Consider the following 15,437-nt stretch of genomic DNA (forward strand, 5'->3'; position numbering starts at 1 on the left):
AGAAATCGACGCGATTTTTACCGAGGTGCTTTCTTTGTGTTCTATAATAATTTCGCGGCATAATCATTTAAACAACATATTATGCAAGGAAATTTTATCATGTTACAGAAGGATGACCTCAAGCAGGTTGTTTCTGAATTAGTAGAAGAACTGATTGGGAAAAAGTCTCAAACTGACTTGACACCAGAAGAGAGTGACGAATACTATACGCGCGACCAAGTATGCGAACGGCTCCACATCACCTACACCACTTTGTGGCGTATGCAGAAAGAGGGTACAATCATCGTTCACAAGTTAGGTGGACGCAACCTTTACTCAAAAAGGGAGATTACTTCACTTGTGAAATCGAAAGTGCAGGGTTCTGGCTGTAGTGAATTGAATGTATAATCCCAAGAGGAACAATATGGAAGAATTATATATTCGGGTAGGTACTACAATATATAAGGTAGTGCAGCAACCTTTGGTTGATGGTACAACTATCACTCGCCGGATTCAATGGAGCTTTGGCACTATCCGGCAGGACTATGGGAAGAACAACATTCCTCCCATCACAAAGTATAATGGCTTTTGTACGGTGCCGAGTCATATTAACTATCAAAAAGAGGTTGCAGGTTTCTATAACCTTTACGAGCCGATAACCCATATTCCTGTGGAGGGCGATTTCAAGCATATCCGCTCGCTGGTGGAACACATTTTTGGTGAGCAGTATGAGTTGGGAATGGACTATCTTCAACTGCTATACCTAAAGCCCACGCAGAAGCTGCCGATACTTCTGTTGGTTTCGGAAGAACGGAATACAGGCAAGAGTACATTCCTGAACTTCTTGAAAGCATTGTTTCAGGATAATGTTACTTTCAATACGAATGAGGACTTTCGTAGTCAGTTCAATGCCGATTGGGCAGGCAAACTGATGATAGTTGTGGATGAAGTGCTGCTCAACCGCCGTGAGGATAGCGAACGGTTGAAGAATCTTAGCACAGCCCATTCCTATAAAATGGAATCCAAAGGGAAAGACCGTTATGAAGTGCAGTTCTTCGCTAAGTTCGTGCTGTGTTCTAATAACGAGAATTTCCCCGTTTACATTGAGCCGGAGGAAACACGTTATTGGGTGAGAAAGGTTCGCAGATTGGAAAAGGATGATACTTCGTTTCTACAGAAATTGAAAAACGAAATCCCAGCATTTTTGCACTATCTGTTGCATCGTGACTTGACAACCAAAGAAGAAAGTCGAATGTGGTTTTCGCCGTCACTCATACGCACGGAAGCATTGGAGAAAATCATCCGCTGCAACCGGAGCCGCATAGAACTTGACATGGCTGAACTACTGCTCGACATCATGGACTGCATGCTGGTGGATGTGGTGGATTTCTGCATCAACGACCTATTGGCGTTGTTCAACTATTCAATGGTAAGGGTGGAACGCCATCAGGCAAGGAATGTCCTGCAACAGTGTTGGAAACTGGAGCCTGCGCCCAATGCGTTGTCTTATTCCACTTACCAAATATCCGTGTTGCCGGGACAGAAGTATTCCTTATCACCCAAGAAAGTCGGTCGCTTTTACACCGTCACCCGAGAAATTCTGAAAGGCTACCGTTGAGTTTGTTGAATTTGATGAAATATAGGGAGAAACGTATGAACAAGGCTTATATGATTCAACAATAGTCTCAACAGTTTTCAACAGAATTGCTGGCCAAAAAAGAAAAGTAGAATCCTAAACCGTTGGATGCGATTTTTATTTTCCCTTTTGTCGGTACTCTCTCAACAAAGTCAACAAAATCAACGAGAAATAAACAATCACAAGACTTCTAAAATAACAGTCACATGAAGAAAGAAGATTTGATACCAATTATCGCACAGCACAATCCGCTGTTGGCAAATGCGGTCGACAAAATGACAGACTACATTCAAGACAAATGGGCAGCACCGTATCCCTCAAAGGAACAGACGGAAGCGGTCAATGCCTACCTCCGTTCCGTCCATGCGGACGGTGACGGCACGATGAACGAGAACAACATCGCCCACCGCAGGATTGCCACGCAGAAGATAACCATCAATGCCATCCGGGTGCTTGACCATGAACAGCTTGACCGTTTGCAGGATGTGCTGAACCATATCGCAGCGGACAGGGAATACCACATGCCGGAACACGGGTATGGCATGGGCAGGTAGCTGACCGGTGTAACACCTATAAACATCATAGACTATGTGCAAGAACGAACAGACCATACATTACTGCACCATCCTTTCCGCCGGGCAGTGGGATTTCCTTTTGGACGGCAAAGCCGCCATCGACAGGCAGAAGTGCCTGCACAGGCTGATGACCGCCGCCGTGCGGACAAAGGCCGTCCTCCATATCAAGGGCGTTGAGATTGCCTTGGAGGTGGGACAGGCGGCAGCTTCCGATGTGGAACTGGCGGAATACATGGGCTGCAACCGAAAGACCATCGGAAAGCTCATCGACAGTTTCAACAGGCTCGGTATGCTGACCACCCGAACCAACAACCGTACTTCCGTACACACCCTGCATTTCCTGACGGGATGGTATGTGGATGGTGTCCTGTTGACCAATCCCCATTATGTCAAGCCAGCGGCAGTTTCCAAAGGGCAGACAGACGGAGTGCGGACACCATATTCTAATGATACGCCGTCGGAAAACAAGCCGTGTACCGTGCCGGACGGTTGCCAATGCCCAAGACAGGAAGCGGACAGCATGGCAGACGTAGCAGTCGCCCTTTCTTCTTCCCTTTGTTCCTCTGTGGTTTTTGACAGTTCGGATGACAGAGCGGATGCGAAGGACAAAGCCGACAATCCTCATATCGCAGACAACGGCAACGGACAGCATGGGGATGACCCCGTAGAAAGCCCGAAAGAGGCGCAGAACGGCACGATTGGCGGAGCGGATGATACCGACACAGACAGGGTGGATGACGGGCGCACAGCGCAGGATTTCAGCGGTACTCCGTTGGCGTGGCGTGACTGACTGGGCTTGCCCAGATATAGCCCACTATAACTTCTCCGCTGCGCTCCGAAGTTGTGGGCTCTCCCGAGGGGCTTATGGCTCTGCCCTAAGAACCCGGCAAGGACTTTCAGCCCTGTGCAACCCGACCAAAGAGTGACCCCCTCTTTGGAAACTCCGCTTAGTGGCTTCCACCCCTAAGAACCCGGAGCAGGAAGTGACCCTCTCCCTGCCCCCACCGATTAAGGCTCTGCCCTAATAACCCGAAGTGAAACTCAAAATACAGAAAGCCTATGGCACAGAAGACATCCATCAACATCAAGCCGTGCAACATCGGCAGCAGCGAAGCGCACAACAGGCGGACAGCGGAATACATCACCAATATCCGCAAGGAGAAGTTCTACATCCGTACCGACATCATGGCAGGAAACGAGGCATGGGTATCACCTGATTTCGGTGAAGCCACGCTCACCGACCGCTACAATCAGATAGCCGCTATGGTCAAGGAAAAGACAGGACGGGCGATGCAGACCAAAGACCGGGAAAGGGTGAACAAGAAGACTGGTAAGGTGACCATAGTCCGTGGCAGCACTCCGCTCAAGGAGGGCGTGGTCGTCATCAAGGACGACACCACGATGGAGCAACTGCGGCACTTCTGCGAGGTGTGTAAGCAGAGTTGGGGAATCACAGCCCTGCAAGTGTTCATCCACCGTGACGAGGGACATTACGGAACACCCGGCGACAATGCCACATGGAAGCCCAACCTCCACGCCCACATCGTATGGGACTGGATGAACCACGACACGGGCAAATCCTGCAAACTGGACGAGAAAGCCATGAGCGAGATGCAGACCGTTTTGGCTGAGTGTCTGGAAATGGAAAGGGGCACCTCAAAGGAGGTGACGGGAAAGGAACATCTGGAGCGCACGGACTTCATCATCGCCAAGCAGAAACAGGAAGCGGAACAGGCGAAAGCCGCAAGGCAAGCCGCCATCGCCGCCAAGGAGAAAGCCGAAGCGGAACTTATGTTTGTGGAGGGCGAGAGCAAGGCGAAAGAACAATACAGCCTTTCCCTCGACAGCGAGATTGCCGAAAAGGAGAAGCAACTCAAGGACGAGCGCAAGGCGAAAGTGGACAGCATACTGGACAGTGTCGGCAGTCTTGTGGGGGTCGGTAAATCCGCAGCGGTCGAAAAGGAAAATGCCAAGCTGAAAGCCGAGAACGAGCGCATGAAGAAAGCCTTTGCCGAAGCCGTAAAGGACAAGGTGGAGGAACGGACAAAGGCATTGGTCGCAGAAAAGCAGAAAGCCGAAACGGAACGTGACAGGGCTTTGGTGCAGAGCCGTTCACTTGCCATTGATAGGGACAAGGCGGTACGGCAGCTTCAGGAGCAGAAAGACAACGAGCGACAGCGCATCAGCCAAGCGGTAAACCAAGCCACGGCAGAGAAAGACAAGACCATCCGCCTGTTGCAGAGTACGCTGAAAGCGAGCAGGCATGTCCTAAGCCTGTTTGCGGATATGCTCTACAAGGCAAGTGAGGTTTTCCGGCGAGCCATTGATGCGATTATCCATTTCGGTACGGAACAGCACAAGTCCATCTTTGCACCCTCCGAAGCCGCCGACATCAAGAGCGTGATGCAGGAGTACGGGGAAACGACCGAACAGCAGAATGCGGTCGGCGCATGGCTCTGTGATTATGCGGAGAGCCGACAGCCGTTTGACGAAATAAAACATCGCCATACACTCAAAGAGGTTGGCGATGTGGCAGAAGGTAAGTATGATTGGAAAATAGAGAGTATACAACAAAGATTACAAAGATGATATTGGATCTAAATATCATCCAAATCGCTTTGAATTTTGGCTTCTACATTTTGAGAATCACGATAGCGAATCAGCACCATACCTTCGTAAACCCCAGAGGATTTTTCAATTGAAAGTTGTATATCTCCACCTGTCACTTCCCATGCACTACCATATACAACTGTTCCTTGATGGACTTCTGCCATTAAAGCAGTATTGGAATCAGAAAGGGCTGGATTTTTTTCTTTTGAGATAGACGGCTTACCATATTTGCGAGTATACAAATCTTTATAGTAGTCATAGGTGTTAACGAGAGTGTTCCATTCTCCGCTCGGTTCAAACAACACAACTACAGCAAAAACATTTTTCCCATCGTCTGTAGCAGTTACACCTACAGTCGCTTCACTGCCAGTAAAATCCCCTGTAAACAAAGAGATATTGTTTTCCTGCCCGATAGAAGTAAATCCTTTGGTTTTTAGTTTTTGACAAAACTCGGTCATGCTTCCTTCAATAGGAATCCCTTTGAATGAAAGGTGTTCTTGTGCCATGATGTTAATGACAGCTAAGAATACGGCTAAAGAGGCTAGAATCTTTTTCATAATTTATGATGGTTGATTTGTTATAGTTACAAATTTACTCATTTTTAGCCATATAGCAAATTATTTTAGCAATAATCGTCAATTCCATCTTCACCATCCCATTCTAAACCTTGGGCTAATGTAAAAGCCTTTCGTGCGCCCTGTTCCTCAAAGAATGTTTGTCCCTCGTGAATATATTTATCACCTTCAAATGACACAGTAATCAAAGAGAATTTCTTGATGCCATCATCTGCATGGGTTCTGATTAAAAGGGAGTCCCCTTTCAAGGCGAAATCGTCAATATAATGAGTGGAATATTCATTCTTGGTAACGATAGCCCCTTTTTTAAGCATCTTGGAATATGTTTCCAATGGTTCTTCATCCCAACGAATTGGGCATAGCGGAAATTCTGTCGGTGTACGCCAATACTTTTGCATCGCAGTCGGTGATAGCGATTCAGTCAGAATGTCTTGCTTGTATTCTACGGCAGAGAATTCTGATTGGCTACTGGGTACAGAACTGTATTTAGAAAATGGCTCAATGTGTTCGTGGCGTTTGGTCGGTGCATAAATCCACTCGCCCATAGTACCATTGCTTGTGTTTGTTGGGGCAGATGGTGTTTCCGCCCATAATTTCAAGCGTTCATATGAAGCCTTTGCTTCCTCGGCGGAAACAGTCCGCATCCATGCAAAGTTTGGGTTGTCATTGGCAAATTCCTGTATGATTGAAGGGTCGTTTATGAATGCTTCAATACTCCCACATAGAAACTCTATTCTCTTTCTTGTAATAGGATTTAGCAAAACATTTTCCAACTTTGTTAACCACCTTAGATTTTGAGGGCGATTGTTTCGTCTATTGGTGTCTATATGGTCAACAACATGTTGGGGTGTAGGTGGCTCCCCTAAGAAAGCATAGGCAACAATGCGATGTACTCTTTCGCCGCCAATAATCATATATCCAGTTTGTTCATTAGCTTTTCCGAATGTCCAAATATCATCTTCTTTCCTCACTCTTTTACCTATGCGAGAATGGCGCAATACCGCCCCATTGTCACGGACAGAGTAGGTTTCACCTTTGTAGATGCAATCCTTAACCTCCTTATAATCATCCAATAAATTTCTCATTATTACCTCCGTCCAAATCTGTCATAGGTTTCAAAAGCTAACAGCAAAACTTTTCTCCATTCGTCTTGTGTCTTGTAATCCAGCTTTACATTTACACAGACTGACCCATAGACGACATTAGTGCAGACTTCGACTTCACAGTTATTCGTGCTGTCGTGGACTACTCCAATAGGAAGCGCAAGGTTGTTGCCGATTCGCTCTTGGAGAGTGTCTCCGATGGTGAAAGTTATGAAATAGTCGGGCAATCCAAAATCTGGTGTAGCACAATCTTCATAGCCAGAATCGTCCAATTTACAGAAGATAATTGTAGACGGTTTTCCCAATTCTCGCAATATATTCGGTACGACCTCAAAGAATTGTGATACTGCCTTTTGCTTTTTTACATCAGCCCCACTCATTTCTTCTTCATTTATCAATTCAAGGTCATCGGCAAGCTCTTTGAAAAAGTTCTGCCTTAAAACCTTTGATATTTGTTTAAGCTGTACGATGTCAATTTTGCTGCGCTTGAATATGTCATACACATTGTTCCTTTGGCAGCAAATCAATCGTGCAAACTCTGTGATTGGAATTTGCTGTTTCCTCACCTCCTTTTCGATGAGTTTGCCAATGGTTAATTTTTCGCTTTCCATATTGCATAATATTTATGGATACAAAGTTACAGAACAAAATATACGCAAAGAAAAAATAGGTGTATCATGTTATTGTGCATAATGTATTAATTTCAAGAATACTCAATAATTCCCCGACAAGTTATTGCGGTCTCATCTTATCCCTTACACGAATAATCGCAATGATTTATTTAAAGGCCAGATTTAGCCACTCTTTCTATTTAAAAATCTATAAAAACTCTCTGTAATTTCATGGAATTGCAAAAGGCCATTATTACAGAGTTTCGCCTCAAAAAGGTCACCTGAAGGTCACTGTATATAAGAATCAAGCACTTACAAATATTTGTAAGTGCTTGATTCTTAGTGTGGACCAGCCAGGGCTTGAACCTGGGACCTCCAGATTATGAGTCTGTTGCTCTAACCAACTGAGCTACAAGTCCGGTGTATCCATTTACTGGATGCGGTCACAAAAGTAGTGCTTTCTGTCGAATTATGCAAATTCTTTTGATAAAAATCTGCTATTCTTTGCCTTCAAAACTTGTATTTGCGTTTCGGATTCTTGGGAAACCAGCCTTTCCGTACCCGTTCTTCCTGTTCAAAGACCTCTTTAATGGTCCAGAAGGAAGAGAAAGCGAATACGCCTAGCAGGGAGGACAGAATTACATTGTCAATGCTCAATGACGCTATGACACCGCCTATACCGAGTATCAGGAATATCCACCAACATTTAGTGCCCCAATAATATTCGGCCTTTACCACAACGGGGTGAAAAAGGCCGATAATCAAAAAGGTACAAATTCCGATAAATAGCCCTGCAAGGTGATATTCATTCAGAAACTCCATCGCTTGTTATTTTTCTATGCGAATGGGGATTTCTTTCTTGATGCTCTGTTCTAGAGAAATCAATGTCTCGGTGGCTACTACACCTGGTATCTCTTGCATTTTGTTATTCAGCAAATCCATCAGATGCTCGTTGTCACATGCGTACAATTTGGTCAGCATAGTGTATGGTCCTGTAGTGAAATGACATTCCACAATTTCGGGAATCTTCTGAAGTTCTGCCACAACAGCTTTGTACATAGAGCCTTTTTCTAATTTGATACCGACGTATGTACATGTTCTGTAGCCCAAAGATTTGGGATTAACGTGGTAGCCCGAGCCTACAATGACACCTAAGTCAATCAGTCTTTGCACACGCTGATGGATGGCTGCACGTGACACTCCACATTCGGCTGCTACGTCTTTGAAAGGGATACGGGCATTCTGGGAAATAATTTCTAGTATCTGCCTGTCGAGATTGTCTATTCTTTCCATAATAATAAATTATAATTTCCAGTTGTTATCAAATAGTAAGCAAATATAGAGATTTATTTTAATTATTCTTCTTTTTTGAGAGAAAAAATAGGCAAAAGCAAAAAAAAGAGATGCAAACGCTTTGCACCTCTTTCCTTTTTCTATTTAGAAAGAAACTTTCTTATTTCTTATCTTTTTCAATGCCCACCAGCTCAACTTCGAAAATCAAAGTAGAGAACGGTTTGATTTGGCCGCCTGATTCTCTAGCACCGTATGCCAGTTCCTGAGGGATGTAAAGTTCCCATTTAGAACCGACAGGCATCATAGTCAATGCTTCTGTCCAACCTTTGATTACTTGGTTAGCACGGAAAGTAGCCGGTTCTTTACGTTTGTAAGAGCTGTCAAATTCTGTTCCGTCAATTAAAGTACCTTTGTAGTTAACTTTCACTTTGCAAGTGTCAGCAGGGATTTCACCTTTACCTTCAGTGATCACTTTGTATTGCAGACCGCTCGGAGTTGTTTTCACACCTTCTTTAGTCTTATTGTCGGCAAGGAACTTTTCGTTTTCAGCTTTGTAGTCAGCGTATTTTTCAGCCAAAGCTTTTGCTTTGATGGTTTCCATAGCTGTACGGGTATAAGTCTGAGCTTCTTCCATAGTCATCATGCCGCCTTTTTCCAAAGTACCTGCGATGAAACCTGCCATGAAGTTAGCTTTGCTGATTGTTTTAGTAGAGTCGCCGGCAAATAACTCCTGGTTGATACCTTTCATCATTTGGTTGCTGATCTGTTGACCGATTTGCAAACCTGCCATGTAAGCGATATCTTTCTTGCTGGTTTTGTTTGCACCTTCGTTCAAACCTTTGATGAAATCTGCCATGTAAGCAGTATCAACATCCAAGCGGCCTGTCAGGTAGCCTTTCAAACCTTGAGTCTGAGCCATACCGATAGAATAAGACAGGGAGTCGAGTTCTGTTGACAGATTTGCTTTAGGAGACTGAGCTGTGCAAGAAGCAAGGCTTGCAGCAGCGGCGATTGCCATAAAAATACTAACTTTTTTCATTTTGCTTTGAATTTTTTTATTTATAATACTTCGAGTAATTCTACTTCAAATACGAGTGTGCTGTGGGGAGGAATCATTTCTCCGGCACCTCTTGCGCCATAACCCAGTTCAGACGGAATATACAGTTTCCATTTAGAACCTTCCGGCATCAGTTGAAGTGCTTCAACCCATCCCGGGATTACCTGGCTCACGCCGAATACTGTGGGCTCACCACGCTGAACAGAACTGTCGAACAGTGTTCCGTCAATCAAAGTACCTTCGTAATGGCATTTTACCTGATCGGTAGCCTGAGGCTTTTTGCCTGTACCTTCTTTTATTATTTCGTATTGCAATCCGCTGGGCAGAGTTACTACACCTGCTCTTTTTTTGTTTTCCTCAAGGAATGCTTTCCCCTGTTCGATAGCGGCGGCGCCCATTTTAGCTTCCAGTTCTTCGAAATACTTGTTTACTATTTCGCGGGCTTCCTGATGGCTGATAGCCGTCTGGTTGCCTTCCAATACATCTTTGATAGCTTGTGCGAAGTCGTCTACCGAAAGGTTGGCGATTCCCATACTTGATAAGTTTTGGCCGATTCCGAGACCAATAGAGTAACTGAATTTATCCATATAATGTTTTTTGTTGGCGATTGAAGCGTATTTCATAGTTTTAGCCTTCAATCAATTGCAAATTTATGAATCGCAAAAGTACGTGTTTTATTTGAATGATTTAGCATTTGGTATTTAAAAATTCTTATATCTGTGAAAGTTAGCCGTTTTTTTACAAAAGAATTAGTTCTTTTATTCGATGATTCTGATTACATTTGTGTGGCTATTAAAAAAGAAGGAGGAATAGTAATGAAGAATCTGGTAGTTTTGACGGGTGCGGGTATGAGTGCCGAGAGTGGGATTAGTACATTTCGCGATGCAGGCGGTTTGTGGGATAAATATCCTGTGGAGCAGGTGGCTACTCCTGAAGGTTATCAGCGTGACCCGGCTTTAGTGATTAATTTCTATAATGAGCGCCGGAAACAGTTGTTGGAGGTAAAGCCGAACCGTGGACATGAATTGTTGGCGGAACTGGAGAAAAACTTTCATGTAACGGTGGTGACACAGAATATCGATAACTTGCATGAACGTGCCGGGAGCAGCCGTATCGTTCATCTGCATGGCGAACTGACGAAAGTGTGTTCCAGTAGAGATCCTCATAATCCTCATTACATAAAAGAGCTGAAACCGGAAGAATATGAAGTGAAGATGGGAGACAAGGCCGACGACGGCACTCAATTGCGACCTTTTATCGTATGGTTTGGAGAAGCTGTGCCGGAAATTGAGACAGCCATCCAATATGTGGAGAAGGCGGATATTTTCGTTATTATCGGTACGTCGCTTAATGTATATCCTGCAGCGGGGTTGCTTCATTATGTACCGGGAGGAGCAGAGGTGTATCTGATTGATCCGAAACCGGTAGATACGCATACTTCCCGTTCGATACATGTGATTCAGAAGGGGGCTTCTGAAGGAGTGGCTGAATTGAAACAGTTATTGGGAGTTTGAGAATAGGCCGGATAGAATTCTATGAAATTGTACACTATTCTATAGTACATTTTCTGCAAACCTGTAATTTTGTCTTCTATAAATAATAGAACCTATGAGACATAAACTTCTGTTTCCTTTTTTCATCTTTTTGATAGTTGCTTTACCGATTTGTAGTAAGGATTTTGTTTTGACTTCCGGTCAAACAGTTGTCATCGCTTGTAGCCCTTCTGAAGAACTGGTTGTACGAACCGCATTGGAAATGCTGGGGCGTGATATTCAGACAGTATTGTCGTCGACTACCCAAGCGAATGAGAAAACAGGTGAAATTGTGATAGGAACGGTGGGGCAGAGTGAGCTTATCAGCCGGACCGGCATAGATGTTTCTGCGCTAAAAGGCAAGAAGCAGGCTTTTCTATTATCTGTTTCTCCGGAGGGTAAATTGATCGTAGTCGGCAGTGACAAACATGGTACGGCTTATGGAATACTCGAAATATCCCGTTTGTTAGGTGTCTCTCCCTGGGAATGGTGGGCGGACGTAACTCCGGAAAAGAAGAAACTTTTTAAGCTATCTTCTAAATTCCAAAGTCTTCAGGCTCCTTCGGTGGAATATCGGGGTATATTTATTAATGATGAAGACTGGGGCTTGATGCCATGGAGCAGTCGGACCTATGAACCTTCAAAAGTGAAAGGTGAGATAGGCCCGCGTACCAACGAGCGTATTTTTGAACTCTTACTTCGTCTGCGTGCCAACACCTATTGGCCTGCAATGCACGAATGTACACTTCCTTTCTTCCTGACCAAAGGCAATCGGGAAGCTGCCAAGAAATATGGAATCTTCATCGGTGCTTCCCATTGCGAACCGATGGCTTGCAGCGCTGCCGGCGAGTGGAAACGAAGAGGGGAAGGGGCTTATGATTATGTGAATAATGCTCCGGCTGTTTACAAATTCTGGGAAGACCGTGTAAAAGAGGTGGCAGATCAGGAAATACTCTATACGTTGGGTATGCGTGGTGTACACGATGGCAAGATGCAGGGAGCGAAGACGGTGGAAGAACAGAAGGCCGTAATAGATCGTGTGTTTGCAGATCAACGCGGGTTGATTGAAAAATATGTTGATAAGGATGTAACTAAAGTCCCGCAGGTTTTTATCCCTTATAAAGAGGTACTCGACATTTATCATGCCGGATTACAGGTGCCCGATGATGTAACATTGATGTGGTGTGACGATAACTATGGCTATATCCGCCATTTTCCTACGGCCAAAGAATGCGCACGTAAAGGAGGGAATGGAGTCTATTATCATGTTTCTTATTGGGGACGTCCGCACGACCATCTCTGGTTGAGTACGATGAGCCCGTATCTGATTTTCCAACAAATGAAGTTGGCTTACGATCGAGACATACAGAAGATGTGGATACTGAATGTCGGAGATATCAAGCCTGCCGAGTATCAGATAGAGTTGTTTATGGATATGGCCTGGAATATAGAAGCTGTGGCCTCGGAAGGAGTGACCTCTCATCTGAAACACTGGCTGGAACGGGAATTGGGAGCTTTGTGCGCAAAGGCGGTATTACCTGTGATGCAGGAACACTATCGTCTGGCCCATATTCGTAAACCTGAATTTATGGGAAATACGAGGGAAGAGGAGAAAGATCCTGTTTATCGTGTTGTCAAAGATCTTCCATGGAGTGAAAAAGAAATCAACGGACGTTTGCAGGCTTATGATAAATTGTCGGAGGCAGTGGAACGGGCAGCTTCGAAAATCCCATCCGGCAGACAAAGTGCCTATTTTGAATTGGTGAAATACCCGGTGCAAGCTGCTACACAGATGAACCGGAAATTGCTATATGCCCAATTAGCCCGCCACGGAAAAGCGGACTGGGAGAAAAGTGATCTTGCCTATGACAGCATTGTAGTATTGACAAAACAGTATAACTCACTGGAAGATGGAAAGTGGAACCGCATGATGGATTTCCAACCCCGAAAACTCCACGTATTCAATCGCGTGGAAAGAAAAACGGCTACTTCTCCGATGATGAAAGAGCGTGTAGCTATCTATAAATGGAACGGATTGGATGGGAAAAATATCCCGAATGGTAAGAATACATTGAATGCACGGAAAGGAACTTCTGCTATTTGTGAGGGTCTGGGATATGAAAGCAAAGCGACAGGCATTGACAAGGGAGATGCACTGATGTTCTCTTTTGACAACAGGAAAACAGACTCGGTAGAGGTTGACATCCGCTTATTGCCTAATCATCCTGTGGGAGGAGATCAACTACGTTTCTCAATATCGTTAGACGATGCAGAGCCTGAAGTGATCTCTTATGAAACGAAAGGACGGAGTGAAGAATGGAAAGAGAACGTGCTGCGCAATCAAGCCATTCGAACAGTTCGACTTCCGATATCTGGAAAGAAGTCCCACAAATTGGTAATCAAGGCATTGGACGAAGGAGTGATATTAGACCAGGTAATGCTTTATATGCCTTCGCCTATTGGTGAGTAACTGCACGGATCACGAACCATACATGATGTATCGTGGTACTGATCCATCCATAATGCTCTGCCATAATGCGGAATCTCTCTTTGAGGGATGCTTTCCGGTTCCGGGTGGTCATGCCCTCGTCCAAATAGTCAATGATTGTCAGGTGAGTGTTGTGAAGGGTATGCGCTTTCTTCATGATGCGGATGCACCAGTCGAAGTCAGCGGAGAAGCGGTACTGCAAATCATACGGCTCTACCAACGTGTGGCGGGGGAAGAATGCCTGATGGCAGACCAACATCCCTTGTTTAAAGCTTTTCCACGTTAAAGTTTCCGGAGCGGATAGCCTGCGCATACGTAGGAAATGACCGTTCTTGTCTACGATGGCGGTTTCTCCATAAAGCACATCGGGAAGTTCGTTGCCGATGATGGTATGTACCATTTGCTGTAATGTATTATCTTCGTGGAAGCAGTCGCCTGCGTTCAGAAAGCAAAGGTAATCACCGGTGGCAAGAGAGATTCCTTTATTCATGGCGTCATATAATCCTTTGTCCGGCTCGCTGACGACAGTGTGTATCCGCGAACGGTACCGTTCGATGATGGATAAGGTCTTATCTTCAGATCCCCCGTCTACGATAATATATTCGACGTGATGATAGGTTTGTGAGATGACACTTAGAATGGTGTCCTCCAATACCTTCTCAGCGTTGTATGTTACCGTGATGATTGAGAATTTCGGGGTGGGATGGACGCTATGCATATTTTCCTGTTATTTTGTTATAGATATCCGTATATCTTTTGGCAACGATACTCTCCGAATAGTTGCCCAATACCTTGCGGCGGGCTTGTTCTGAGAGTTCGCTGTATTCCGGTTCTGTCAATATCCAATGAATGCCGTTGGCAAAATCTTCCGAAGACTTGTATTGTGCCACGTAGCCATTGTGCAGATGGTCTATCATTTCGGGAATGCCGCCTACATTGAACCCTACGCACGGCACTCCGCATGCCATCGCTTCCATAATCATGTTGGGCAGATTCTCTTCCAGCGACGGGATGGCGAAAATATCTACTGAGTTGTATATATTCACTAATTCATGCTCATTCTTGATGTAAGGAAGTGAGTGTACACGAAAGGGAAGCAGAGCCTGTAACTGTTGGGATTGGTTGCCGAATGCAACTACCTCCAATGAATCTTTCCATTCCGGATGCTTTTCTGCCAGCATTTTGCAGGACTCAATTAAATATTCGACTCCTTTCCGCTTATCGGTAATCTTTACCGAACCGAACAGAATTAGTTTTTTGTTTTGCGGCAACATACATTTCGTACGTGCCTCCTCCTTCTTTTGTGGTTTGAAGAGATTCGTGTTAATGGCGTTCGGAATATTGACAATCTCTTTTCCTGCAAGCAATGCACTACTTTGTGCTTGTTCTTTCAGCCAATGACTGCAAGTGACGAAATGAATCGGGGCATGAGCATAAAGTTCTTGTTTGTTGCGGAAAGTGCGATATGACAGATCCTTCCGGCCTCCTTCCTTATATATATAGGGGCAGTGATGGCATTCCTTCTGGTATTTGGTACATTCCCGTGCATAGTGGCAGATACCGGTACAAGGCCACATATCATGCATTGTCCATACTACAGGCTTGCCGGATGACAATATCTTTCGGATATCTTTCAATGAGAGCATTCCCTGATTGACCCAGTGAAGGTGGATGACATCCGCCTGACGGAACTCCGGAAGTGACGTAATGTCCGTGCCGGTATTCGCTATATCTACATCAAACATATGATTCCGGTGAAAACGGTTGGCACTCCAGATGACAAGACGTTCCCACATGAATTTCCATACTTGCAACCAGCTTCTGTTCAACCCGACAACACTAATCTGGTCGGTCTGTTTGTCACGTACCAACATTTTAGCTTTGATACCGTTGTTTTTCAGCGATTCCATCAGACGGCTTGCCGCAACGGCCGGACCGCCCATCTTCTCAGAAGTATTAATAATCAGTATTCTCATTT

Annotated in this window: 16 protein-coding genes and 1 tRNA gene; 7 read left to right on the forward strand and 10 right to left on the reverse strand. The window is 44.9% G+C overall.

The window, feature by feature from the left end; all coding sequences use genetic code 11:
* The first annotated feature begins 81 nt into the window (after positions 1–81).
* From BACFIN_RS18975 to BACFIN_RS18955, 5 genes are all read left to right on the forward strand, one after another.
* On the forward strand, positions 82–387 hold the full coding sequence (locus tag BACFIN_RS18975) for a helix-turn-helix transcriptional regulator (protein WP_007747650.1): 306 nt from the start codon (positions 82–84) through the stop codon (positions 385–387).
* A gap of 16 nt (positions 388–403) precedes the next feature.
* Positions 404–1,597, forward strand: coding sequence for a primase-helicase family protein (locus tag BACFIN_RS18970; protein ID WP_007841857.1), 1,194 nt, complete (start codon positions 404–406; stop codon positions 1,595–1,597).
* 224 nt (positions 1,598–1,821) lie between these two features.
* Positions 1,822–2,169 (forward strand): hypothetical protein, encoded by a 348-nt coding sequence (locus BACFIN_RS18965; RefSeq protein ID WP_007747656.1) that lies wholly within the window; start codon positions 1,822–1,824, stop codon positions 2,167–2,169.
* 34 nt (positions 2,170–2,203) lie between these two features.
* Positions 2,204–2,980, forward strand: a complete 777-nt coding sequence (locus tag BACFIN_RS18960; protein ID WP_007747659.1) for a hypothetical protein — start codon at positions 2,204–2,206, stop codon at positions 2,978–2,980.
* Between the two features lie 269 nt (positions 2,981–3,249).
* Positions 3,250–4,779, forward strand: a complete 1,530-nt coding sequence (locus BACFIN_RS18955) for a DUF2968 domain-containing protein (protein ID WP_007747663.1) — start codon at positions 3,250–3,252, stop codon at positions 4,777–4,779.
* Between the two features lie 8 nt (positions 4,780–4,787).
* Here the strand turns inward: BACFIN_RS18955 and BACFIN_RS18950 are convergent, their stop codons facing one another.
* The 8 genes from BACFIN_RS18950 to BACFIN_RS18915 form a co-directional block, all read right to left on the reverse strand.
* On the reverse strand, positions 4,788–5,357 hold the full coding sequence (locus tag BACFIN_RS18950) for a hypothetical protein (RefSeq protein ID WP_007747666.1): 570 nt from the start codon (positions 5,355–5,357) through the stop codon (positions 4,788–4,790).
* Positions 5,358–5,422: 65 nt separating this feature from the next.
* A complete protein-coding gene (locus tag BACFIN_RS18945; RefSeq protein ID WP_007747668.1) occupies positions 5,423–6,460 on the reverse strand; it encodes an HNH endonuclease signature motif containing protein in 1,038 nt (345 codons plus the stop codon).
* A gap of 2 nt (positions 6,461–6,462) precedes the next feature.
* Positions 6,463–7,089: a hypothetical protein gene (locus BACFIN_RS18940; protein ID WP_007747671.1), complete on the reverse strand. Its 627-nt coding sequence runs from the start codon at positions 7,087–7,089 to the stop codon at positions 6,463–6,465.
* Between the two features lie 345 nt (positions 7,090–7,434).
* A tRNA-Ile gene (locus tag BACFIN_RS18935) sits at positions 7,435–7,508 on the reverse strand.
* A 91-nt stretch (positions 7,509–7,599) separates the two neighbouring features.
* Positions 7,600–7,911 (reverse strand): DUF4491 family protein, encoded by a 312-nt coding sequence (locus tag BACFIN_RS18930; protein ID WP_007747674.1) that lies wholly within the window; start codon positions 7,909–7,911, stop codon positions 7,600–7,602.
* A gap of 6 nt (positions 7,912–7,917) precedes the next feature.
* Positions 7,918–8,382: an Lrp/AsnC family transcriptional regulator gene (locus BACFIN_RS18925; RefSeq protein WP_007747677.1), complete on the reverse strand. Its 465-nt coding sequence runs from the start codon at positions 8,380–8,382 to the stop codon at positions 7,918–7,920.
* A gap of 160 nt (positions 8,383–8,542) precedes the next feature.
* Positions 8,543–9,421: an FKBP-type peptidyl-prolyl cis-trans isomerase gene (locus BACFIN_RS18920; protein ID WP_007747681.1), complete on the reverse strand. Its 879-nt coding sequence runs from the start codon at positions 9,419–9,421 to the stop codon at positions 8,543–8,545.
* 20 nt (positions 9,422–9,441) lie between these two features.
* The gene (locus tag BACFIN_RS18915; protein WP_032839070.1) at positions 9,442–10,026 is read right to left on the reverse strand and encodes an FKBP-type peptidyl-prolyl cis-trans isomerase; all 585 of its coding nucleotides are present in this window, start codon (positions 10,024–10,026) and stop codon (positions 9,442–9,444) included.
* A gap of 228 nt (positions 10,027–10,254) precedes the next feature.
* On the opposite strand from BACFIN_RS18915, the gene BACFIN_RS18910 reads away from it, so the two are divergent.
* Positions 10,255–10,953 (forward strand): SIR2 family NAD-dependent protein deacylase, encoded by a 699-nt coding sequence (locus tag BACFIN_RS18910; protein WP_032839072.1) that lies wholly within the window; start codon positions 10,255–10,257, stop codon positions 10,951–10,953.
* 94 nt (positions 10,954–11,047) lie between these two features.
* Positions 11,048–13,441 (forward strand): glycosyl hydrolase 115 family protein, encoded by a 2,394-nt coding sequence (locus tag BACFIN_RS18905; RefSeq protein WP_007747691.1) that lies wholly within the window; start codon positions 11,048–11,050, stop codon positions 13,439–13,441.
* On the opposite strand, the gene BACFIN_RS18900 is transcribed toward BACFIN_RS18905, so the two are convergent.
* Both BACFIN_RS18900 and BACFIN_RS18895 read right to left on the reverse strand, forming a co-directional pair.
* A complete protein-coding gene (locus BACFIN_RS18900) occupies positions 13,428–14,177 on the reverse strand; it encodes a glycosyltransferase family 2 protein (RefSeq protein WP_007747694.1) in 750 nt (249 codons plus the stop codon). The two genes, BACFIN_RS18905 and BACFIN_RS18900, sit on opposite strands and share 14 nt — an antisense overlap.
* Complete coding sequence (locus BACFIN_RS18895; protein ID WP_007747696.1) at positions 14,170–15,435, reverse strand: glycosyltransferase family 4 protein; 1,266 nt, start codon at positions 15,433–15,435, stop codon at positions 14,170–14,172. Before BACFIN_RS18895 ends, BACFIN_RS18900 begins: the two co-directional genes overlap by 8 nt.
* Between the last annotated feature and the right edge of the window lie 2 nt (positions 15,436–15,437).

This window comes from Bacteroides finegoldii DSM 17565 (genome assembly GCF_000156195.1).
Lineage (GTDB): Bacteria > Bacteroidota > Bacteroidia > Bacteroidales > Bacteroidaceae > Bacteroides > Bacteroides finegoldii.

What these genes read in the sequence shown, in the direction of transcription:
- BACFIN_RS18945 (WP_007747668.1), bottom strand. Translation starts at nt 6,460, where the DNA reads ATGAGAAATTTATTGGATGATTATAAGGAGGTTAAGGATTGCATCTAC.
- BACFIN_RS18895 (WP_007747696.1), bottom strand. Translation starts at nt 15,435, where the DNA reads ATGAGAATACTGATTATTAATACTTCTGAGAAGATGGGCGGTCCGGCC.
- BACFIN_RS18970 (WP_007841857.1), top strand. Translation starts at nt 404, where the DNA reads ATGGAAGAATTATATATTCGGGTAGGTACTACAATATATAAGGTAGTG.
- BACFIN_RS18930 (WP_007747674.1), bottom strand. Translation starts at nt 7,911, where the DNA reads ATGGAGTTTCTGAATGAATATCACCTTGCAGGGCTATTTATCGGAATT.
- BACFIN_RS18955 (WP_007747663.1), top strand. Translation starts at nt 3,250, where the DNA reads ATGGCACAGAAGACATCCATCAACATCAAGCCGTGCAACATCGGCAGC.
- BACFIN_RS18920 (WP_007747681.1), bottom strand. Translation starts at nt 9,421, where the DNA reads ATGAAAAAAGTTAGTATTTTTATGGCAATCGCCGCTGCTGCAAGCCTT.
- BACFIN_RS18925 (WP_007747677.1), bottom strand. Translation starts at nt 8,382, where the DNA reads ATGGAAAGAATAGACAATCTCGACAGGCAGATACTAGAAATTATTTCC.
- BACFIN_RS18915 (WP_032839070.1), bottom strand. Translation starts at nt 10,026, where the DNA reads ATGGATAAATTCAGTTACTCTATTGGTCTCGGAATCGGCCAAAACTTA.
- BACFIN_RS18905 (WP_007747691.1), top strand. Translation starts at nt 11,048, where the DNA reads ATGAGACATAAACTTCTGTTTCCTTTTTTCATCTTTTTGATAGTTGCT.
- BACFIN_RS18910 (WP_032839072.1), top strand. Translation starts at nt 10,255, where the DNA reads ATGAAGAATCTGGTAGTTTTGACGGGTGCGGGTATGAGTGCCGAGAGT.
- BACFIN_RS18975 (WP_007747650.1), top strand. Translation starts at nt 82, where the DNA reads ATGCAAGGAAATTTTATCATGTTACAGAAGGATGACCTCAAGCAGGTT.
- BACFIN_RS18950 (WP_007747666.1), bottom strand. Translation starts at nt 5,357, where the DNA reads ATGAAAAAGATTCTAGCCTCTTTAGCCGTATTCTTAGCTGTCATTAAC.
- BACFIN_RS18940 (WP_007747671.1), bottom strand. Translation starts at nt 7,089, where the DNA reads ATGGAAAGCGAAAAATTAACCATTGGCAAACTCATCGAAAAGGAGGTG.
- BACFIN_RS18965 (WP_007747656.1), top strand. Translation starts at nt 1,822, where the DNA reads ATGAAGAAAGAAGATTTGATACCAATTATCGCACAGCACAATCCGCTG.
- BACFIN_RS18900 (WP_007747694.1), bottom strand. Translation starts at nt 14,177, where the DNA reads ATGCATAGCGTCCATCCCACCCCGAAATTCTCAATCATCACGGTAACA.
- BACFIN_RS18960 (WP_007747659.1), top strand. Translation starts at nt 2,204, where the DNA reads ATGTGCAAGAACGAACAGACCATACATTACTGCACCATCCTTTCCGCC.